The organism is [Pseudopropionibacterium] massiliense (assembly GCF_900607225.1).
Lineage (GTDB): Bacteria > Actinomycetota > Actinomycetes > Propionibacteriales > Propionibacteriaceae > Arachnia > Arachnia massiliensis.
Genome location: NZ_LR027842.1, coordinates 113,784 through 133,418, shown reverse-complemented (window position 1 = coordinate 133,418; position 19,635 = coordinate 113,784). Strand labels below are relative to the sequence as shown.

The window sequence follows — 19,635 nt, the reverse complement described above, 5'->3', positions numbered from 1 at the left end:
CGAAAATCGAGTTGAGTGCTGCGCAACCGGGATTAGGGACGCGACGCATCCCGGTCTTTCCGCACAGCAAGAGCAAGGCGTCAAGGTAAACTTGCAGAAGCCGACCACCCGCAACAATGTTGAATGCTTGATGATGACGGATCGGGGCAGCCCTCGAAATGCGGTCCCGTTTCCTCTCTCGCCCACCGTCTGAGCGCCGTTTGGGGAATTGAATGACGACCAGAATCACGTGTCACGGCATAACGAAGTCGTATGGCGAGAACGTCGTGCTCAAGGATCTTGATTTCTGGGTCGACGCCGGTGAGTTGGTGACGCTCGTGTCGCCGTCCGGCGGTGGGAAAACCACCTTGTTGAACATACTGGGAGGTTTGACCACGGCGGATCAGGGCGTCGTCGAGGTGGCGGGGCAGGACCTCAGCCAGTTGGACGAGGACGGCCGGGCCGGCCTCAGACGTCACGCGATCGGCATCGTCCACCAGTCGAGTTATCTGTTTCCCTGGCTCTCGGTGAACGAGAACCTGGAGATCGGTCCCGACCCCCGCGCTCCCGCGCCGTGGCTCGCGGAGGTCAGGAGAAACCTGGGAATCGACGACTTCCACGACACCGAGATCAACAAGCTCTCCGGCGGGCAGCGACGCCGGGTGTGCATCCTGAGGGCCCTGCAGATGGAGGCGGAGGTCCTGTTGCTGGACGAACCGACCACGGGCCTCGACGACCACCTGGCCTCCTGCGTCCGGCGGGCGTTGCGGGATCTGGCCGACCGGGGCTGCACGGTCGTCGTCGCGACCCATGAGGAGGCCACCTCAGCGGCGGCGGATCGCGCGGTTGCTCTCCGCGGAAGGAGGACCATCCTATGAGCACCTTCGCCCTGGTGAGACGCAGCCTGGCCAGGACCGTGCGGCGGCACAGGTTGATCGCGGTGCTGGTGCTGCTCCTGGTGTTGGCGACGGTTGTCCTGTCCTGGCTGGCCCGAGGGGCCACCCACGGCACATCCCGGGGATTGACGGAAAGCCTCGGCGCCAAGGAGATCGAGGTCATCCAGGGCTACGGCAGGCCGGACAGTCCACCGCTGAACACGGACGCGGTCAAGCAACTGGGGGAACTGGACGGTGTGGAGCACGTGTTCCCGTCGGGCATGTCGGGAATCGACCCGCCCGCGGACATCGCCGACTCCGAGGACGGCGCGGGGCCGTGGTGGTTGATGCCCCGCAACCCGTTCGACGACCGGATGAAGGACGCCCACGGCGATCCCGCCGCTTTCCCGGAGCCCGGTCAGATGCTGGTACCCGGAAAACACGAGAACCTGGTGGGAAAGACGATCGAGGTCAACGTCACGCGGGCGGTCAGTTCCAACAGCGGAACGGGCGAGGCGAAACAGTTCGAGGTGATCGGCACCTACGACCCGGCAACCATCCAGGGGGAGCCCCCGGACGCGGTGTTCATCAACTCCTCCCAGTTCAACGAGATCCAGGCGGCAGCACTGCCACCGGACACGCCTGGCTACAGCTCCATCTACCTCTACGTCGGGGATGTGAACGACGTCGCGAAGGTGCAGAAGTCGGTGGAGGACCTGGGCTACGGCACCCGCAGCGCCATTGGCTCCGGGGTCCAGCTCGACAGGGCCCGGCAGGGACTCGCGGTGGCCTCCGTCCTGGTGCTTTTCGTCACCATCCTCGGGGCGCTGTTCGCGGGCACATCCGTGGCGGGAACGTGGATGACATCGCGCATCGAGGAGATCGGGTTGTTCAGGTCCCTGGGGTGGACGCGACGGGCAATCGTGAGGTTCTACCTGCTGGAAGCCCTCATCTTTGCGCTGTGCGTCTCAGCCATCGGGGTGCTTCTGGGCACGGGGCTGGTCGTGGCACTGGCGGCGCTGCCGTCCCTGCTGACGTCGGTGACCGGCTTCAGCATGGATCCCGGGGCGTTGCTGGCCCAGGCCTGGGTGGTCGCGGTACCACTGATCGCCGTACCGCTCGGTTTCATCGCCGGAGCGGGTCGCAGGGCCGCCACGCTGCTGCGCGTCGACACGGACACGCTCCTGCGTCAGATCTGACCCAAGGCCCCGGACACCCTCACCATGGTTTCGACACGGGCCGCTCCTTCGTCGCAGCCCGGCTCAACCAACTTCAAGAAGGACAAAGCTGGTTGAGCCAGCACGTGAGCGCCAGCGAACGGCTGAGTCGAAACCGCCCCGTCACCCGGTAGACAGGCCCGACCTTTATCGCCGCCTGCCCGTGCCGAACAGGCCCCGGACGATCTCCCGGGTGACGGTGCGGATCACCTGCATGATGCCGCGGCTGGCGATCCGTTCCACCGCCGACGTGCGACCACGACCCGATCCCGACGACCGCTCCTCCGAGCGTTCCGCCTGACGCTGTTCTTTCTCCTCCTGGGCGCGGCGTTCGGCCTCGGCTTTCTCCGCCTCGGCGCGCTGCCGTTCCTCCTCGGCCGCTTTCGCGCCGGCCTCCAGTTTCGCGGTGAGGATCTCGTAGGCCGACTCGCGGTCGATGGCCTGCCCGTACTTCGCCATCAGCGGCGAGGCCGCCACCGCCTGCTGCATCACGGCGGCGTCGGTGGGTTGCATCGACGTCTCGGGGGCCCACAGCCGGGTCCAGGCGACGGGGGTGGGTGCGCCCTTGGGGTTCATGACGGTGACGATCGCCTCGCCGATCCCGAGGCCCTGCAGCACCTCCTCCAAGTCGTAGCCCGACTTCGGGTAGGTCGACACCGTCGCCCTCAACGCCTTGACGTCGTTGGGGGTGTGGGCGCGCAGCTGGTGCTGCACGCGGCTGCCGAGCTGCGCCAGGACGTCCTCGGGCACGTCCTTGGGGGTCTGGGTGACGAAGAACACCCCCACCCCCTTGGAGCGGATCAGCCTCACGGTCTGGGTGATGGAGTCGAGGAAGGCCTTGGATGCACCCTTGAACAGCAGGTGCGCCTCGTCGAAGAAGAACACCAGTTTCGGTTTGTCGGCGTCTCCGATCTCGGGAAGGGAACTGAACAGGTCGGCCAGCAGCCACATCAGGAAGGTGGAGAACATCTCGGGTCGCGACGCCAGGTCGGGCAGCTCCAGCAGCGACACCACACCGCGGCCATCGTCGGCGACGCGCAGCAGCTCCGAGGGTTCGAACTCGGGCTCCCCGAAGAACACGTCACCGCCCTGCTCGGAGAGGCCGACGAGGTTGCGCAGGATCACCCCGGCCGTGGCGGCCGAGACCCCACCGATCCCCTTCAGCTCGTCCTTGCCGTCGTCGGAGGTGAGGAACTTCAGCAGCGCGACGAGATCCTTGAGGTCGAGCAGCGGCAGGCCGTTGTTGTCGGCGTAGTAGAACACCAGCCCGAGGGAGCTCTCCTGCACCTCGTTGAGCCCCAGCACCTTCGACAGCAGGATCGGGCCGAACGACGAGATCGTCGCCCGCACCGGGATTCCGGTGCCCTGCCCGCCGAGCGCCAGGAACTCGCAGGGCGCGGCCTTCGCCTCCCACGGCTGCCCCTGCGCCTCGACCCGCGCGGCCAGTTTCTCGCTCGCCACCCCGGGGGAGGCCATGCCGGACAGATCGCCCTTGATGTCGGCGGCGAAGACGGGAACACCCGCCTTGCTGAGGGCCTCGGCCATCAGCTGGAGGGTCTTGGTCTTGCCGGTGCCCGTGGCCCCGGCGACGAGTCCGTGCCGGTTGAACATCGCCAGCGGAATCCGGATGGGCGCCTCGACGACGGGGGCGCCGTCCAGCAGAACGCCCAGCTGCACCGCGTCGCCGTCGAACCCGTATCCGGCCTGAATCGTTGCCACCAGTTCTTCACTCACCCCCCTAGGGAAGCACTGATCGGCGCCGTTCCCGGCGAGGACACCCCGGGCGGGAGAGAGGGCTTTCCGACGCGGGGCCTCCGTCGTCGCGCACCGACTCGACCGATGCCGAGCGAATTCCTGTCCGCGTGGCCCGTTCGACACCTCGTACGGGAAGGCGTTGCCCGGGTTGTATGCCGGTGAGCCGATTGACACGATGATGGCTAAACTGACCGGTGTGATCTTCAAGCGTGTCGGCGATTCCCGCCCCTACCCGGACCATGGCTACGTCCAGAAGCAGTGGGCCGCCATCGCTCCGCACCAGGTGCGGCTGGATGAGCTGGTCACGACGAAACGCACCCTCGACCTCGAGGCCCTGCTGGAGGAGGACTCCACCTTCTACGGCGATCTGTTCGCCCACGTCGTCTCCTGGCGCGGCGACCTGTACCTGGAGGACGGTCTGCACCGCGCCCTGCGTGCCGCGCTGCAGCAACGTCAGACGATGCACGCCCGCGTGCTGGAACTCTCGTGAGAGCCTGCTGAATCGTGCGCGCCTTCCGACTTCTCGCCACCCCGGCCCTGTTGATCGGTCTGCTGATCTTCCTGATCTGGGGGGCGAACCTGGGATGGAACGCCCTGACCGCACCGATTCCCAGCCCACCACCGACTCCATGCGTCACCCAGCAGGTGAGCACGCTCACACCGAATCAGGTGACGGTTCTGGTGTACAACGGCGGTTTCACCAGCGGCCTGGGCTCGAAGGTCGGGCAGGCGCTGAAGACGGCGGGCTTCGAGGTGGCGAAGACCACCAACACCAAGGAACGCGTCACGAAGACCATCATCCGCAGCGGCGAGAACAACACCGAGGCGGCGAAACTGGTCGCCAGCTACCTGACAGAGCCCACCGTGGAAACCGACTCCCGGGTCGACGGCACCGTCGACGTGCTGGTCGGCTCCGATTTCGCGGGCCTGGCGGAATCCGGCCTGACCGAGATCCCGATCGAATCCGGCACCATCTGCCTGGCGCCGAGCCCGTCGCCCTCCGCGCTGCCCAGCTGAAAACCCTGCCTGCGCAGCACCGATCACCCAACGGATCGTTCCGAGGCGCAACCAATGCTGCGCAGCCGGGGTTCCGCGCTACCACGATTCTCGTGACACAACGCCCTTCGAGGCTTGTTCACCGACGGGACAGCCGCCAGCGCAATCCTCTGGCCAGGGGTGCAGCTGAGGGGTGGAAACCGGTTGAGGTGGACTGCTTCTTCGTCGCGGCCCGACCCAACCAGCTTCAGGAAGGCTGTGAACAAGCCTCCTTGGCCGCGTTCCATTCCCACAGCAGTGAACCCCTCAGCGACTAAAATGATGCAATGCGACACCAAAACCATCGCTGTGGTTTCCCTTCGCGCTCACCGCAATTCTCGTATTCCTGTCAATCCTCGTTCTCGCCCAGTCGCCCGGGAAAGCCGTGTATTACGATTACGATCAGTCCGGCACCAGGACCTCCCCGGACAGACGAGAGGTGGCGTGCAGGCCTTTGCCCGATCCCAGCAATGGTTTGTACTGCGTTCCCGCCCGGCAAACTCACTTGGCCTGGCTGATGTTCCTGGGCCCCGCCGCCGTCGGGAGCATCGCCTACACCGGCTGGACGTACCGGCGATTCCTGCAAGCGGAATGGGAGGAGGATGAACAACGCAATAGATCCCGGGAAACCCCGAGCGACAAAAACTCATCTGCCACGTAATTCCCGAAAATCCCGTCACGGTTTTCCCGTACCGGACGAGCACTGCCTTTCGGAGGGAGCACGTTGGCCGCGAGGGCTCTGAGGGGTCACCTGCGAAGCACTTCCGCGACGCTGGCACACGGGCTTGAACCCGCGCGCGGCTACCATGTATGCATGACCGACGCGAAGCCTCCGTCAATGGCAATACCCTTCATTCTCACCGGGATTCTGATAGTTTTGAGTTTTCTCGTCATGAACCACTCCCCCCCAGAAATCCGAGATGGTTTTAGACGGCAGGACAAGTCAGCTGGTGTGCCACTCCTTGACGAAATTGACAAATGACACCGGCATAGGTGAACGTGATGAACGGAGAAGCTCTTCTTCGGGAGCACAACTGACCGAGAGTGAGGTCAGAGGGATTTTGAAGGGGCAGCTGGAGGACGTTTCCTACTGCAACTCCGCTCGGCAGGGGCTCCTTTCCTGGATGATGTTCCTCGGCCCCGCCACCATCGCCAGCGCCGCCTGCACCCTGCGGCGCGGCCGCCAGGTGTGGAGACACTGGGTGACGCACTGAATCCCCGGGGTCCGATACCCAGCAGCTCAGCGGCGCATGGTGCGCGGTGCAAGTCCAGGGCGACGATCCCAACACGGGGTATCCCTGCGTCGGATCAGGCATCTGATCGGTGAACCGGTTTTCGATGGTCCACCCGGAGGGATACACCGCACATACCGGGAAACAAGGATATTGAGGCTTATTCATGGGGTGTAGGCGAAGACGAGTCCGGTGACGGCTTGTATTGTGGTTTCAAAGGTGTCGTACGAGCGGCGGTAATCGGCGTGCAGAACACGCCAGGTCTCGAGGTTCGCGATGACACGCTCAATGAGATAACGGACACGGTTGATGGCCGTGCTGCTTCTCCTGTTGCTGTCGGCGAGTTCACCGTGAGCGGGCTTCTTCACGAGGGTGATCATTCCCAAACCGACATAGCCCTTGTCCCCAATATGACTTCCAGCATCAAGGGTTGTAAGGAAACCGGATTCCCTGACGGCCTTCGCATCATGAACACCACCCACCAGCGGTGTGGGGAGACCCAAGCGAGCTGCCGGGTCCGGGGCGCGGATCTTCCACACCGGGCACACATGCTTGGAAGAACTTCGGCGACCAAAAGGGGAGCGTGGACCGCCACCACTCGCGAGATCGTGGCCCGGGAGACCATGAGGATGTCGGCCAGCAACTCCTGGGCGAGATTGCGCCGCAGCATCAACACAGCGACCCGGATACAACGGAACAACCCCAAGGTACGGGACCCTGCCGGGGGAAGGTTTCCGGAACAGGAGGTGTGGACCAGCTCACACAGGCCAAGGACCCGATCACGCTCAAGGCTTTTGATAGTCTCCATGGCAGCGGCTTGTCTTTCATCTGAAAGTCTTTGTAGTAGAACACTGTGATTGTCTCGGATCTGGCAAGCCGCCCTCACATTACCCTCGGGTAAAACGTTAGTTGGAGAAAGTCAAAACACCCCTATGAATAAGCCTCCAGGCAAGAAATACACGCTGAAGTTCCAAGAGGCTTGTTCATGGTCTCTCCGAAGCTGGTTGAGCCGGACCGCGACGAAGGAGCAGTCCGAGTCGAAACCACCCCATAGGTGTCTGAGGACTCCGGGGTCCGAGTGTATTTCTCGGCCGCCGGGTGGTTTCGACACAGCCGTTCGCTGGCGCTCACGAGCTGGCTCAACCAGCATCCTGTGAATAAGCCTCCAAGCACTGACAGGTTACGAGTAGACGAAGCAAGGTCGGCGACACCGCCGCCGATTCGGATGTTCAACAAGGCGGGCCGCGTAGAGTTCACGGCCATCGATGCTGAAGACCTGACAATCGACGCGGGACTAGGTCGTGTTGCGAAATGTGGGGTGGGTGGCGGGGTGGTGTCTGGGGGCGCCATCCCCGCCAACGACGCGCCCGACACCCGTTCCCCAAGCCGCTTCCTGTGGTGGCCGATACGCAGCCAGGACTGTGGCGCCCGCGATGGTGCTTGCCGCGTCGTCGTGGATGATGCCGTTTGCCCTCAGCCCGTGGCTGCTGGGCCGCGCCATCGATGCGGGTGTCGTCCGCAGCGACGCCTGGGCCACTCTCTCGTGGGTGGCCGTGCTGATCGGGGTGATCGCCTTCGGCGTGATGGGAGGCATCCTCTTTCATACCTTGTCGGTGCGAATGTGGCTGTACCGCATTCAGCGCCGGGTGGCGCGGCGCTCCGCCGCGCTGGGCAACGTCCTCAACCGGCGGCTGCCCACGGGTGAGGTGGTGAGCGTCTCGGCATCCGACAGCGACCAGTTTGGCGCCACGCTCGATTCATTCGCTCATGCCCTCGCTGCCGTCATGAACTTCCTGATCGCCTGCGCCCTGATGCTGCACACATCCGTGGAATTGGCCCTCATCGTGCTCATCGCGACGCCGCTGCTGCTCGGTGTTTCCGTACCCGTGCTGCGGCCGTTGGCCGGGGCACAATCGGCGGAGCGCACGGAGAATTCGACGCTGACCTCGGTGGCCACCGACATCGTCACCGGGCTGCGGATCCTGCGCGGCATCGGCGGGGAACACAGGTTCGCCGAGAACTACCAGCGCCAATCCCAGAAGGTCCGACGCCTCGGGACCCGGCTGGGCACTTGGCAGGGCGTCGTCGAGGCGATCAGCGTGCTGCTATCCGGGCTGCTGCTCGTCGTGCTCGTCTACCTCGGATCTCGGCAGTTGCTGACCGGGGCGTTGACCATGGGGCAACTGATTCAGTTTCTTCGGCTACGCGATGTTCCTCGTTACCCCATGCAGGCCATCTTCGATTTCGGCCACAAATGGTTTCAGGGCCTGGTCAGCGCGGGCAAAACAACCATCGCGTTACAGGGGTCGCCTGGAGCCCTGACGGCGCTCTCGTCGCCACCGCCGACGTCTCGGGACTGATCCGGATCTCCCACCCCGACGGCACCCTGGAACGCGCCCTCATCTCCGTGCGACCCCGCATCCCCGGAGTGGAGAGCCACGCCAGCTGGACCCCCGCAGGCCTCGACGTCCTGGAAGGAGAGGCCTGGCGGGTTCTACGCGTCCCGAACCCGGAAGACGGAAAGTAGCTACGGACCAAGGAGAGCCAGCGGCACCACCGCCACCCCGTCGGGACGCCGGTAGGCGGCCTTGCCCGCCGGGTCGGCCACAGGCCCCGGTGGGCGTGGACCTTGGGACAGGGTGTGACACCCCCCAGGCCCTCCAGGCTGTATGAGCCGGCTGTATCGTCCCCTTGAGGCTGGTTGCGATGCCATTGCGTTCCACGACTTTGTGAACCCACCCCATGGCAGGTGGAGGCTTGTTCACAGCCTCTCCGAAGCTGGTTGAGCCGGACCGCGACGAAGGAGCAGTCCGTGTCGAAACCATCAGAGCCCACCGCAATTCCCAGGACACGACCACCAGAGGATTGCGCTGGCCGGTGCCCCCTGTGAACCAGCCTCCTTATCAAAAGTTACCCTGCCATCGCCTACTATTGGTATATTTACCTCGAGGGTGGAAATGTTACGCTAAGGGCAAGAAGCAATCGATTCAAGAAAACGGAAAGCGCGATCGTGTCAATTTCAATCAAAAAACGCCTCATCGCAGGTCTCGCGACACTTGGACTTTTGGTGGGAGCAGGGCTTCAGTCGGCACCAGCAAGCGCTCAGACAGCTAGCGAAGACGCTGCCATCTCCACGCTGACGGAAACTCAAAACAACCAAAAAGCAGAGCCGGCAGTCTGGCACCTCGTCCTCAGAATCCTCATGACCAAGGCCGGCTGTGAGAATGTGCGTCGCCTGATGCCCAACAAAAGTGATCTCAAGTGCATCAAGGCCGGTAAGGTCTGGGTTCTCATCCCTAAAGGGCAGGGCTGGTGAATGACGGAGATCAACGACGTTGATTTCGTCATACTGCAACCGGATGATCCAACGGTTGTCAGATTTCGTGATCTTTTCGATACCCGCAAGGATGAAATCATGGGTATCGATCTGAAATCCCCGTGGTCAGAAGCCTCACTTCTGGCAGCCGAGCAAGCGTATGTACAGCTATCGGAAAGCGAAGTTAACCATGTGAAAACACTCTACGAGGCCTTCCTTGGTGAAGGGCTGGTCAGACTTCATGGCGGAAACTGGGTGAAGCTCACTGCCTACCTCGAGGGGAACGACTCATCCCACGGATACGGCATTCATTACAATCTTACCGGCCATGTCGACGTGGTGACAAGCCTGCTGCCGCTGGCCCGATGTATTGCGACTGGCTCACACTGGGCGGCAACCTACACATCAACGGCCCAGCTTCTCGAGCAAGAAAACCGCTAACCACACTTTAAGCTCTTGTGGATATTTACCTAGAGGCTTATTCACAAGATGCTGGTTGAGCCAGCTCGTGAGCGCCAACGAACGGCTGTGTCGAAACCACCCGGCAGCCGAGAAGCACACTCGAACCCCGGATTCCTCAGACACCCACGGGGTGGTTTCGACACGGACTGCTCCTTCGTCGCGGTCCGGCTCAACCAGCTTCGGTGCGGCTGTGCATAAGCCTCTGGGTACCCGGCGCGGGGGACTTCGGCACTCAAGGAGGCTTATGCACAGACGGCGCACCGGCCAGCAAAATCTCTAGTCGGGAAAGGCGGTGGGTGGCTGTCTGGGCTCTAGAACGACTTTATGCCCCGGCCACACAGACCGGGCGACCGGGGTCGCATGGCATCCCACAAAGGATCTCATCGCCACCGCCGACGTCTCGGGACTGATCCGGATCTCCCACCCCGACGGCACCCTGGAACGCGCCTTCATCTCCGTGCGGCCCCGCGTCCCCGGGGTGGAGAGCTACGCCAGCTGGACCCCCGCAGGTCTCGACGTCCTGGAGGGAGAGGCCTGGCGGGTGCTGCGTGTCCCGGAGCCAGAGGGTGGAAGCAGGCGCCTCGAAATACCGGGCCTGTCCTACGAACCACCGAACGACTGAGGCGACGGACGCCCGGGACTGGGTGCCCACCCTCCAGGTGGTTTCGACTCGGGCCGCTCGTTCCTCGCAGCCCGGCTCAACCAGCTTCGTCCCCGCGCCCAACGCCAGCCCTCCCGTCATCTGCCAACCTTCCCGACAGAAAGGCCAGCCCGACCGTCGAACGCCAGCGCTACAGCGCAAGCAGATGACCACAAGGCAAGCGCAACCGGCATCGGAACTGCGGTTTCGACACGGGCCGCTCGTTCGTCGCGGCCCGGCTCAACCAGTTTCGGAGGGCATCCCCTTCGCATCCGCACCGGGTCAATCACCTATCCGGAAAGCCGCTGCAAAAATCGATCCTTTGTCAGACTTTCAGTCATTTCATTACGCAAACATCTCTCCGGATCCCGCCCTCAACCATTGGATTATTTCACGTTCAACTTCCGACACGCCCGGAAACGAACGGCACGAAACCGGCGAAAGTGCTTGTGACAATCGTTCGGCCACCTTCGGACACACCGAGAGTTCCCCAATGAGCCCCGAGACCGGAAAATCGGCATATGATCATCAGCAATGCGCAGTTCTTGCTCATGGCTTCGTGCCACATAGCCACCACCCAGGCTGCAAACACGGGCCATCCGTTCAACAGAACTGCGCACTTCTTGATATCGAGGCAAGGGGGTATCACATGCACACCCGACCACACAGCCCACGCGTGTCCGTCGTCATCCCGACCAAGGATGAGGCCAAGAACCTGGAGGTGTTACTCCCCGACATGCCGGATGTCCACGAGGTGGTTCTGGTGGACGCGGGGTCGGACGACGGCACGGTCGAGGTCGCACGCCGCCACCTGTCCAACCTCCAGGTCATCAACCAGACCCGCACCGGCAAGGGCAACGCCCTGGTCTGCGGGATGTACGCCGCCACGGGCGACATCGTCGTCACCCTCGACGCCGACGGCTCGGCCGACCCGTGCGAGATCCCCGCGTTCGTCGACGCGCTCGTCGAGGGCGCGGACTTCGCGAAGGGATCGCGATACATGACGGGCGGGGGCTCCGTGGACCTGACCCGGCTGCGCTCGGCCGGCAACTGGGGCTTGAACGTGTTGAGCAACCTCAGCCTGGGCACGAAGTTCACCGACCTGTGCTACGGCTACAACGCCTTCTGGCGGGACATCGTCCCTGCGCTGAAACTACCCGACCCCGACCTACCCCAACCCGACGACGGCGGCCGCATCTGGGGCGACGGGTTCGAGATCGAGACCCTCATCACGGTCCGCGCCGCGCAGGCCGGCCTGGCGGTCACCGAGGTGCCCAGTTTCGAACTGAGCCGCATCCACGGTGAGAGCAACCTGCGCACCTTCGCCGACGGGCAGCGGGTGCTGCGCACCATCGCCACCGAGACGGCCCGCAACGGCCGCGCCAAGCGCACCCGGCTGGTCGCCGCCCCGGCACGCCACCACCTGCCCACCTGCCGTCTGCGCTCACGTGAGTGGGATCACCTGAATGTCTGAGGACCCATCCGAATCACCGGCGGGCGACAACGTCCACGACCTGGAAAGCGTCACCGTTGTCGTCTGCGCCTACACACTGGACCGCTGGACGGACCTGCACGACGGAGTGCTGGAGGCCGCCCGGCAGCTCGAGGCCTCCGGCCGCGCCGGCCGGGTGCTCGTGGTCGTCGACCACAACGACGACCTCCTGACCAAGGCGGGTGAGCTCTCGGGCCCCCTGGTGGACGTCGTCGCGAACACTCGCAGGCGGGGGCTGTCCGGGGGTCGGAACACGGCGATCGGACTCGTCGACACAGAGGTGATCGTTTTTCTCGACGACGACGCGACCCCCGAAGCCGGTTGGCTCGAGCACCTCCTGTTTCCCTTCAGGGATCAGGAGGTGCTCATCACTGGTGGCGCCGCCACGCCCCGCTGGCCCGACGACGCCACCCGGCCCGTCTCGCTGCCCGCCGCCCGCAGCGGCCGGGGCGAACTGGACTGGGTGGTCGGCTGCACCTACGAGGGGCAACCCACCACCCTCGCCCCGGTGCGCAACGTCATGGGCTGCAACATGGCGTTCCGGACCAGCGTGTTCGACACCGCCGGATTGTTCGGTGAGGACCTCGGCCGCGTGGGTCGCGTGCCGTACGGCTGCGAGGAAACCGAGCTGTGCATCCGGGCGACCCGCCACCACCCCGACGCCGGGATCCTCTTCGAACCGCGCAGCCGGGTGCGCCACCACGTCAGCCCCGACCGTCTCACGTGGAGCTACCTGTGGCGCCGCTCCTACGCCGAGGGCATCTCGAAGTCCGCCGTGAGCGAACGCACCTCACGTCAGGCGTCGCTGTCCACGGAGATGTCCTACGCCACGCACATCCTGCCGCGTGGTTTCCTGCGGGAACTGCTGTCGGCCCCCCGCACGCGCGGGCGCGGCCTGGGGGGAGCGTTCGCGATCGCATCCGCGTTCGCGATGACCGGTATCGGCTACGTCGTCGGGCACTTCGCCATTCGACGGAACCGACGCAAGCAGGAAGGAACCCCCCGGTGAGCATCACCTGCCGCCTGTGCGGCAACAGCGACCTCATCTCCGTGCTCGACCTCGGAGCCAGCCCACCGTGCGAGTCCTTCCTGTCCGAGGAGCAACTCGACCAGCCCGAGGCGACCTACCCGCTGCACCTGAGGCTGTGCCCCGACTGCCTGCTGCTGCAGATCCCGGCCCTGATCACCCCGGAGGACACCTTCGGCGGCGACTACGCCTACCACTCCTCCTACTCCACCTCGTGGGTCGAACACGCCCGGCGATTCGTCGACCGGACCGTGGATGCCCTCGGCCTCGACCCGGACGGTTTCATCGTCGAGGTAGCCGCCAACGACGGCTACCTGCTCCAGCACGTCGTGAACCGCGGCATCAGCTGCCTCGGCATCGAACCGAGCCTCAACTGCAGCGAAGCGGCCCGCGCCAAGGGCATCCCCATGCTGCGGGCCTTCCTCGACGAGGAACTCGCGACACGGGTTCGCGCCGAACACGGCCCGGCCGATCTGGTCGTCGCCAACAACGTCTTCGCCCACATCCCCGACATCACCGGTTTCGCCACTGGGCTGCGGGGCCTGGTCGCCGACACCGGACGGATCTCCATCGAGGTCCACCACGCGCTGTCGCTGATCACCGCGGCACAGTTCGACACCGTCTATCATGAACACTTCCAGTACTGGACGGTGCTCGCCGCCCGACACGGGCTCGCAGCAGGCGGACTGAGACTCGTCGACGTGGAGCTGCTGCCCACGCACGGCGGATCGATCCGGCTGTGGGCGGTCCCCGAGGAAACGGATGTCGCCGAACATCCGCGGGTGGCGGAGGTCGAGGCAGTGGAGAGGGCCGCCGGGCTCGACACCCCCGAGGCCTACCTCGGCCTCGCGGAACGGGTCGCAGGGATCCGCGACGACCTCGTCGCGTTCCTGATCGAGGCCCGGCGGGCAGGTCGACGGGTGGTGGCATACGGTGCGCCCGGCAAGGGCAACACCCTCCTCAACTACTGCGGCATCCGCCCCGATCTGCTGGCCTACGCCGCGGATCGCAACATCTTCAAACACGGCCGCTACACCCCCGGCACCCGCATCCCGGTGGTGTCGCCGGAGCATCTCGTCGAGGACTGCCCCGACGACGTGCTCGTGCTGCCGTGGAACCTCCGCGACGAGATCACCGCCCAGCTCGCGGCCACCCTGAGGCCCGGAACCAGGCTCGTGTGGCCACTACCCGAACTTGAAGTCGAAACCCTGGGGCAACAATGAAAGTCGTACTCTTCTGTGGCGGTCACGGCATGCGCATGCTCGGATGGAGCGGCGAAGGGCTACCCAAGCCCCTCCAGCTCGTCGGTGACCTTCCGCTCGTGGTTCACGTGATGAGCCACTACGCCGCCTACGGTCACACGGACTTCGTGCTGTGCCTCGGTCACGCCGCCGACCAGATCCGGGAGGCGGTGGCGAGCGTGGTCGCGAACCATCCGCGGGCCCGGCACTGGCACGTCGAATACCTCGACACCGGCCCGGAAACCCCGGTCGGGGAACGCCTGAGACTGGCCCGCCCCCTCGTCGCCGGCGAGGAGATGTTCTTCGCGAACTACTCCGACGTGCTCACCGACGTCTCCCTCGACGACATGGTCGACAGGATGAAGGCGTCCCCGACGGCCGCGGCGATGATGCTGTCGGTGCGCCCACACGCATCGTTCCACGTGATCAACATCCGCGAGGACGACACCGTCTCCGGGTTCCACCGCCTGGAGGAGCTGCCGATCCGCGAGAACGGCGGCTACCTGATCCTTCGCCAACCGTTCTTCGACCATCTCGGCGTCGGGCGCAACCTGGACGTCGCCTTCGAGGCGCTCCTGCCGACCCGACAACTGCTCGCCTACCGGCACGACGGGTTCTGGCTGCCCGCCGACACCTTCAAGGAACGCGCCCTGCTGGACGCGATGTACGCCTCCGGAAACGTGCCCTGGGGTCGTCGCGGCGTGGTGACGGTGCCATGATCCTCGAACCGGTACGCCACCTGGTGCTGGCGGGGGCGCACTGCGACGACATCGCGATCGGCGCGGGCGCCACGGTGCGCATGCTGTGCGAATCCAACCCCGGGATGCGGGTGACGGCACTGATCCTCACCGGCGCGGGAACCGTCCGCGAGGACGAGGAACGGGCCGCCCTGGCGGAGCTGTGCGCCGGCACGAATCTCGACGTGAACATCTCCGGTTTTCCCGACAACCGGCTCCCTGCCCACTGGGGCGAGGCGAAACGGGCCGTCGTGGCGCTGCGCGAGGCGGGGGAACCGGACCTGGTGATCGGCCCCCAGCCGGGCGACGCCCACCAGGACCACCGGCTCGTCGCCGAACTGCTGGCCCAGACCTTCCGCCGCCAGCCGGTGTGGGGCTACGAGATCGCGAAGTACGAGTCCGACCTGCCCACCCCGGCCACGTTCGTGCCCGTGCCCGAGGACGTGGTGCGCCTCAAGGCCGACATCATCACCCGCCGCTACCCGAGCCAGGCCGAGGGGCATCCCTGGTTCGACGCGGAGGCGTTCACCGCGCTCATGAGACTGCGCGGCATCCAGTGCAACCACCGGTACGCCGAGGCGTTCGTCGTGCCCACCACCACGATCAAGATCGGAGTTCACGCATGAAGGTCCTGCTCACCGGCCACCAGGGCTACCTCGGCACCGTCATGGCCCCGGTGCTGCGGGCCGCGGGCCACGAGGTCACCGGCCTCGACGTCGGCTGGTTCGCCGACTGCGTGCTCGGCCCCGCCCCCACCGACCCGCCCGGCATGCGACTCGACCTGCGGGACGTGACCGCCGCCGACCTGGAGGGGTTCGACGCGGTCGTCCACCTCGCCGCGTTGTCGAACGATCCCCTCGGTCATCTCGCCCCCGAGATCACCTACGACATCAACCACGCGGCCTCGGTGCGGCTGGCGCGGCTCGCGAAACAGGCGGGCGTGGGCCGGTTCCTGTACTCCTCGACGTGCAGCGTCTACGGCGCGGCGGGCGACGGGCTCGTCGCGGGGGGCGCCGACCCGGCGCCGGGCACCCCGTACGCGATCAGCAAGGGGCGGGTCGAGTCGGATCTCGACGAGCTCACCGACGCGGACTTCTGCACCGTCTCGCTGCGCAACGCCACCGCCTTCGGTTTCTCCCCGCGGCTGCGCGCCGACATCGTGCTCAACAACCTCGTCGGGTACGCGCTGCTGTCGGGGGAGGTGCTGGTGCTCTCCGACGGCACCCCGTGGCGGCCGCTCGTGCACGCCGCCGACATCGCCGAGGTGTTCGCGGCCGCGCTGGCTGCGCCCGCCGACGACGTGCGGGGCGAGAAGATCAACGTCGGCACCGAGACCAACAACGTCACCGTCGCGGAGATCGCGGAGATCGTCGCCGCCGAGACGGGAGCGGCGGTGCGGATCACCGGCGAGGCCGGCAACGATCCGCGCTCCTACCGGGTGGACTTCTCCCGGCTGCGCCGCCTGCTGCCGGGCGCGAACATGCGCCGCAGCATCGCCGACGGGGCCCGCGAGCTGGTGGCCGCCTACCGCGACCACGGCATGACCGAGGACCTGTTCACCCACCGGTTCGTCCGGCTCGCCCGGATCCGGGAACTACAGGAGTCCTCCCGGATCGACGCCGGGCTCCGGGCCGCGACATGAGGCCGCGACTCTCAGGATCCGCGGAGCCGGGCCACCAGGTCCGCCCAGGAACCCGCCCCGAGGTCGCGTTCGCTCACCACCGGCTCCCCGGGACGCCACGCGATCCCGAGGTCCGGGTCGTCGTATCGCACCGCGACGTCCTCGGCCGGGTCGTGGGGCCGATCGATGCGGTACTGCACGTCCGCCGGGCCGCGCAGCACCTGGAATCCACTGAGACATCCGGCGGGAATCCACACCGCGACGAAGTCGTGGTCGTCGAGCAGCAGCGAGACGTGGGACCCGAAGGTCGCCGACCCACATCGCGCGTCCACCACGACGCCGAGCACCGCGCCGGCGGAGACCCGCATGAGTTTGGCCTCGCCCTCCCCCGACCTGCCGTGCAGGCCGCGCAGCACACCGGGGGCCGACCGCGACTGGGAATCCTGGGTGTGCTCGCCGAAGACCACCCCGTGGCGCGCGCCGACGGCCGCGTCGAAGGTGCGGGTGAACACCCCCCGGTCGTCGCGGCGCGGCCGGGGAACGAACGTCAGCACCCCGTCGATGCCGGTTTCGCGTACCTCCATGCCCTCATCATGCCGGAGAAGGAGACACGACGTGGCTGAGTGCATCCTGTGCGGCTCCGGTGAGGGTGTGATCGTGCTCGACCTGGGTGCCCAGCCGTCACCGCGGCACTGGCCGCTGCCCACCGACCCACTGCCCGACCCCACCCACGCGCTGGCGATGCGGCTGTGCACCGGCTGCGGGCTGGCGCAGCTCGACGCCGACGACACCACCGAACCGGAGGTCGCGGTGCCGGAGCCGCGGGCGGTCGTCGACCAGGCCCGCCGGGCGGTCGCGGACCTGGGACGGCTCGGGCACCTCGACGGCCGGGCCACGGTCGTCGAGTTCGGGTCCCCGCACGGCGGCAGCTGGCTGCCGCTGCTCGACCTGACCCCGACCGACGGGCCCGCGGACCTGGTGGTGGACAGCTTCGGGCTGATGCACGAACGCGACCTCCCGGCCACCCTGGCCCGCCACGCCGAGGCGCTCGCCGACGACGGCCTGGCGGTCTTCCTCATCCAGCCGCTCGGCGACGTCGTCGCACAACGCTCCTGGACCGCGCTGCGCCACGGCCATCACGGCTACTTCACCCTCACGTCGCTGAGGACCGCGCTCGGCACGGTCGGGATCACGCCCACCAGTGTGCTGCGCTACGACCTCTACGGCGGGGTCGCGGTGGTGCTCGCCAGCCGCGGCGGGCGTCCCGACGCCGACCTGCTGGCCGCCTACGACGACGAGTCCCGGCGGGGATTGGCGACCCCGGAGGGGCTCGCGTGCCTGGCGGAGGCGGTCTCGGTCTCGACGACGCGGCTGCGCACCTACCTGGAGGGCCACCGCGCCGCGGGTACGCGTCTGTTCGCCTACGGTGCCGCGTCGAAGGCCGTCGCGGAGCTTGCGATGGTGGGGGATGCGGCCGGCGCGATCCTCGCGGTCGGGGATGCGTCACCGGCCAAGCAGGGACGCTGCATGCCCGGGAGCCGCATTCCCGTGATCAGCCCGGCAGAACTCGTCGCGGCCGATCCCGGGGAGGTGCTGCTCCTGCTGCCGGACCTCCACGACGAACTGCTGGCCACGCATCCCCGGCTCACGGGCCGGATCGCGCTGCTCGGGGCAGGTCCTACCCGGACGCCCTCGCCCCCGCCAGCCAACGGTTGCGCCATTTACCCAGACACGCCTGGACGTAACGGAAGGGACCGGTGAGGGCACTGCGCATCTCCAATGCCCCGAGAGCGGCGGTGTATCCCTGCGGAAGTCCGAACTCCGCGTCGGCGCTGGCCGGATTCGACGAACCACCCTGCGCGATCGCCCGCATCCTGGAGATCGCGCCCGGCACCTTCCCCACCGCCAGGCGCAGCAGCGACGGCGTGAGGAGGATCTTCGTGCACCACGCCCCCATCCCGGCGCCGTACCCGCGGGCCTGGGCCCTGAGCGCGGGAAGGTCGGAACGGTGACGGTGCCAGGTGATGGCCGAGGGTTCCACACTGATCGAGTACCCGGCCGCGAGCATGCGCAGGTACAGGTCGATGTCCTCCGCCCCCATGGTGGGTTGCCCGGTTCCCAGGGTGACGTCGAACCCGCCGACGTGTTCGAAGGCCGCCCTGGTCACGGCGTTGTTCGCGCCCGTGCCGTAAACGCCGACCTGGAAAGGGAACAACGGCAGCTCCGGTGGCGGCGCGGACAGCGAGTACACACGGGGCTCCCGCGCCTCGGCCCAGGTCACGCGATGATCGAACCACGCCTGCGTGCGGGTGCGGATCTCACCGCTGGGCACCAGCCCGCACACCAGGCCGACGTGGGGATCACGGCCGAAACCACGTGCGATCCCCGTCAACCAGTGACGGTCCACCACCACGTCGTCGTCGATGAAGGCGACGTGCTCGTTCACGGCCACCCGCAGACCCCGGTTGCGTCCGTAGGAGAGTCCCGCGAGGGGCTCGTGGGCGTAGCGCACCCGGGGGTCGGGGTGGCGCAGGGCCACGTCGCGGGTCTCGGACGTGGCACCGGCGTTGTCGACCACCACGACCTCGAAACTCGGGTAGTCGCTGGCCAGGACGGAATCGACCGCGTCGCGGAGCAGCCGCCCCCGGTCGCGGGTGCAGATCACCACGCTGATCGGCGGCCGGAACGGCTCCGGTTCGGGTGCGGCTGCTGGAAGCGTCTCCACGTACCTGCGCAGATCATCGACCCGAATCCTCCCCCGCTCCACGGCGACGGTAACGAAACCACGCACTGCCTGCCCCTCGCGCACCAGGAACCGGGCCCTGCGATAGCCCGACCCGCCGGACAGCTCGAACGACGAACCGGCAGGCGCCGACGTCACGTCGCTAAGATCAAGTTGACCGACCCACACCGCACCGGCCCACTCGGGGGTTCCGCTGCTGTGCATAGGATGTTCCAGCATGGCGTGACTCTACCCGAGGACGGGCATGATCGACCGCCCACACA

At 66.4% G+C, this 19,635-nt stretch carries 21 protein-coding genes; 17 read left to right on the top strand and 4 right to left on the bottom strand.

Annotated elements, in window-relative coordinates; all coding sequences use genetic code 11:
• Positions 1-212: 212 nt before the first annotated feature.
• The gene (locus E0E39_RS00590; RefSeq protein ID WP_130873015.1) at positions 213-857 is read left to right on the top strand and encodes an ABC transporter ATP-binding protein; all 645 of its coding nucleotides are present in this window, start codon (positions 213-215) and stop codon (positions 855-857) included.
• Positions 854-2,053 carry an ABC transporter permease gene (locus tag E0E39_RS00585; RefSeq protein WP_130873014.1) on the top strand — a complete coding sequence of 400 codons (1,200 nt, stop codon included), beginning with the start codon at positions 854-856 and terminating at the stop codon, positions 2,051-2,053. Before E0E39_RS00590 ends, E0E39_RS00585 begins: the two co-directional genes overlap by 4 nt.
• Before the next feature lie 165 nt (positions 2,054-2,218).
• Here E0E39_RS00585 and E0E39_RS00580 read toward each other — a convergent pair whose 3' ends face one another.
• Positions 2,219-3,805 (bottom strand): helicase HerA-like domain-containing protein, encoded by a 1,587-nt coding sequence (locus tag E0E39_RS00580; protein WP_130873013.1) that lies wholly within the window; start codon positions 3,803-3,805, stop codon positions 2,219-2,221.
• Positions 3,806-4,022: 217 nt separating this feature from the next.
• On the opposite strand from E0E39_RS00580, the gene E0E39_RS00575 reads away from it, so the two are divergent.
• The 4 genes from E0E39_RS00575 (at position 4,023) to E0E39_RS15620 (ending at position 6,075) form a co-directional block, all read left to right on the top strand.
• A complete protein-coding gene (locus E0E39_RS00575) occupies positions 4,023-4,316 on the top strand; it encodes a type II toxin-antitoxin system VapB family antitoxin (protein WP_014847804.1) in 294 nt (97 codons plus the stop codon).
• 14 nt (positions 4,317-4,330) lie between these two features.
• On the top strand, positions 4,331-4,843 hold the full coding sequence (locus E0E39_RS00570; RefSeq protein ID WP_165444579.1) for a LytR C-terminal domain-containing protein: 513 nt from the start codon (positions 4,331-4,333) through the stop codon (positions 4,841-4,843).
• 832 nt (positions 4,844-5,675) lie between these two features.
• The gene (locus E0E39_RS15625; RefSeq protein ID WP_165444578.1) at positions 5,676-5,843 is read left to right on the top strand and encodes a hypothetical protein; all 168 of its coding nucleotides are present in this window, start codon (positions 5,676-5,678) and stop codon (positions 5,841-5,843) included.
• A 79-nt stretch (positions 5,844-5,922) separates the two neighbouring features.
• On the top strand, positions 5,923-6,075 hold the full coding sequence (locus E0E39_RS15620) for a hypothetical protein (protein ID WP_165444577.1): 153 nt from the start codon (positions 5,923-5,925) through the stop codon (positions 6,073-6,075).
• 182 nt (positions 6,076-6,257) lie between these two features.
• Here the strand turns inward: E0E39_RS15620 and E0E39_RS15945 are convergent, their stop codons facing one another.
• Positions 6,258-6,575: a transposase family protein gene (locus E0E39_RS15945; RefSeq protein ID WP_245988389.1), complete on the bottom strand. Its 318-nt coding sequence runs from the start codon at positions 6,573-6,575 to the stop codon at positions 6,258-6,260.
• A 951-nt stretch (positions 6,576-7,526) separates the two neighbouring features.
• Between E0E39_RS15945 and E0E39_RS00560 the strand changes: the two genes are divergently transcribed.
• From E0E39_RS00560 to E0E39_RS00510, 10 genes are all read left to right on the top strand, one after another.
• Positions 7,527-8,453: an ABC transporter transmembrane domain-containing protein gene (locus E0E39_RS00560; protein ID WP_130873011.1), complete on the top strand. Its 927-nt coding sequence runs from the start codon at positions 7,527-7,529 to the stop codon at positions 8,451-8,453.
• Positions 8,454-9,103: 650 nt separating this feature from the next.
• A complete protein-coding gene (locus tag E0E39_RS00550; RefSeq protein WP_130873009.1) occupies positions 9,104-9,409 on the top strand; it encodes a hypothetical protein in 306 nt (101 codons plus the stop codon).
• On the top strand, positions 9,410-9,850 hold the full coding sequence (locus tag E0E39_RS00545) for a hypothetical protein (RefSeq protein WP_130873008.1): 441 nt from the start codon (positions 9,410-9,412) through the stop codon (positions 9,848-9,850).
• A 313-nt stretch (positions 9,851-10,163) separates the two neighbouring features.
• Positions 10,164-10,493, top strand: a complete 330-nt coding sequence (locus E0E39_RS00540) for a WD40 repeat domain-containing protein (RefSeq protein ID WP_130873007.1) — start codon at positions 10,164-10,166, stop codon at positions 10,491-10,493.
• 694 nt (positions 10,494-11,187) lie between these two features.
• Positions 11,188-11,985, top strand: coding sequence for a glycosyltransferase family 2 protein (locus tag E0E39_RS00535; RefSeq protein WP_130873006.1), 798 nt, complete (start codon positions 11,188-11,190; stop codon positions 11,983-11,985).
• Positions 11,978-13,012: a glycosyltransferase family 2 protein gene (locus E0E39_RS00530; protein ID WP_130873005.1), complete on the top strand. Its 1,035-nt coding sequence runs from the start codon at positions 11,978-11,980 to the stop codon at positions 13,010-13,012. The genes E0E39_RS00535 and E0E39_RS00530 overlap by 8 nt, the downstream gene beginning before the upstream one ends.
• Positions 13,009-14,253, top strand: coding sequence for a class I SAM-dependent methyltransferase (locus E0E39_RS00525; protein WP_130873004.1), 1,245 nt, complete (start codon positions 13,009-13,011; stop codon positions 14,251-14,253). Before E0E39_RS00530 ends, E0E39_RS00525 begins: the two co-directional genes overlap by 4 nt.
• Positions 14,250-14,990, top strand: a complete 741-nt coding sequence (locus tag E0E39_RS00520) for a glycosyltransferase family protein (protein WP_130873003.1) — start codon at positions 14,250-14,252, stop codon at positions 14,988-14,990. The genes E0E39_RS00525 and E0E39_RS00520 overlap by 4 nt, the downstream gene beginning before the upstream one ends.
• Positions 14,987-15,634: a PIG-L deacetylase family protein gene (locus E0E39_RS00515; protein ID WP_130873002.1), complete on the top strand. Its 648-nt coding sequence runs from the start codon at positions 14,987-14,989 to the stop codon at positions 15,632-15,634. The genes E0E39_RS00520 and E0E39_RS00515 overlap by 4 nt, the downstream gene beginning before the upstream one ends.
• Positions 15,631-16,650, top strand: a complete 1,020-nt coding sequence (locus E0E39_RS00510) for an NAD-dependent epimerase/dehydratase family protein (RefSeq protein ID WP_130873001.1) — start codon at positions 15,631-15,633, stop codon at positions 16,648-16,650. The genes E0E39_RS00515 and E0E39_RS00510 overlap by 4 nt, the downstream gene beginning before the upstream one ends.
• 11 nt (positions 16,651-16,661) lie before the next feature.
• Here the strand turns inward: E0E39_RS00510 and E0E39_RS00505 are convergent, their stop codons facing one another.
• Positions 16,662-17,213, bottom strand: a complete 552-nt coding sequence (locus E0E39_RS00505) for a dTDP-4-dehydrorhamnose 3,5-epimerase family protein (protein WP_130873000.1) — start codon at positions 17,211-17,213, stop codon at positions 16,662-16,664.
• A 31-nt stretch (positions 17,214-17,244) separates the two neighbouring features.
• Between E0E39_RS00505 and E0E39_RS00500 the strand changes: the two genes are divergently transcribed.
• Complete coding sequence (locus E0E39_RS00500; protein WP_165444576.1) at positions 17,245-18,390, top strand: class I SAM-dependent methyltransferase; 1,146 nt, start codon at positions 17,245-17,247, stop codon at positions 18,388-18,390.
• Here the strand turns inward: E0E39_RS00500 and E0E39_RS00495 are convergent.
• Positions 18,308-19,591: a glycosyltransferase family 2 protein gene (locus tag E0E39_RS00495; RefSeq protein ID WP_130872998.1), complete on the bottom strand. Its 1,284-nt coding sequence runs from the start codon at positions 19,589-19,591 to the stop codon at positions 18,308-18,310. The two genes, E0E39_RS00500 and E0E39_RS00495, sit on opposite strands and share 83 nt — an antisense overlap.
• Positions 19,592-19,635: the final 44 nt, after the last annotated feature.

What these genes read in the sequence shown, in the direction of transcription:
- E0E39_RS00590 (WP_130873015.1), top strand. Translation starts at nt 213, where the DNA reads ATGACGACCAGAATCACGTGTCACGGCATAACGAAGTCGTATGGCGAG.
- E0E39_RS00585 (WP_130873014.1), top strand. Translation starts at nt 854, where the DNA reads ATGAGCACCTTCGCCCTGGTGAGACGCAGCCTGGCCAGGACCGTGCGG.
- E0E39_RS15625 (WP_165444578.1), top strand. Translation starts at nt 5,676, where the DNA reads ATGACCGACGCGAAGCCTCCGTCAATGGCAATACCCTTCATTCTCACC.
- E0E39_RS00560 (WP_130873011.1), top strand. Translation starts at nt 7,527, where the DNA reads ATGGTGCTTGCCGCGTCGTCGTGGATGATGCCGTTTGCCCTCAGCCCG.
- E0E39_RS00545 (WP_130873008.1), top strand. Translation starts at nt 9,410, where the DNA reads ATGACGGAGATCAACGACGTTGATTTCGTCATACTGCAACCGGATGAT.
- E0E39_RS00530 (WP_130873005.1), top strand. Translation starts at nt 11,978, where the DNA reads ATGTCTGAGGACCCATCCGAATCACCGGCGGGCGACAACGTCCACGAC.
- E0E39_RS00520 (WP_130873003.1), top strand. Translation starts at nt 14,250, where the DNA reads ATGAAAGTCGTACTCTTCTGTGGCGGTCACGGCATGCGCATGCTCGGA.
- E0E39_RS00515 (WP_130873002.1), top strand. Translation starts at nt 14,987, where the DNA reads ATGATCCTCGAACCGGTACGCCACCTGGTGCTGGCGGGGGCGCACTGC.
- E0E39_RS00510 (WP_130873001.1), top strand. Translation starts at nt 15,631, where the DNA reads ATGAAGGTCCTGCTCACCGGCCACCAGGGCTACCTCGGCACCGTCATG.
- E0E39_RS00505 (WP_130873000.1), bottom strand. Translation starts at nt 17,213, where the DNA reads ATGGAGGTACGCGAAACCGGCATCGACGGGGTGCTGACGTTCGTTCCC.
- E0E39_RS00495 (WP_130872998.1), bottom strand. Translation starts at nt 19,591, where the DNA reads ATGCTGGAACATCCTATGCACAGCAGCGGAACCCCCGAGTGGGCCGGT.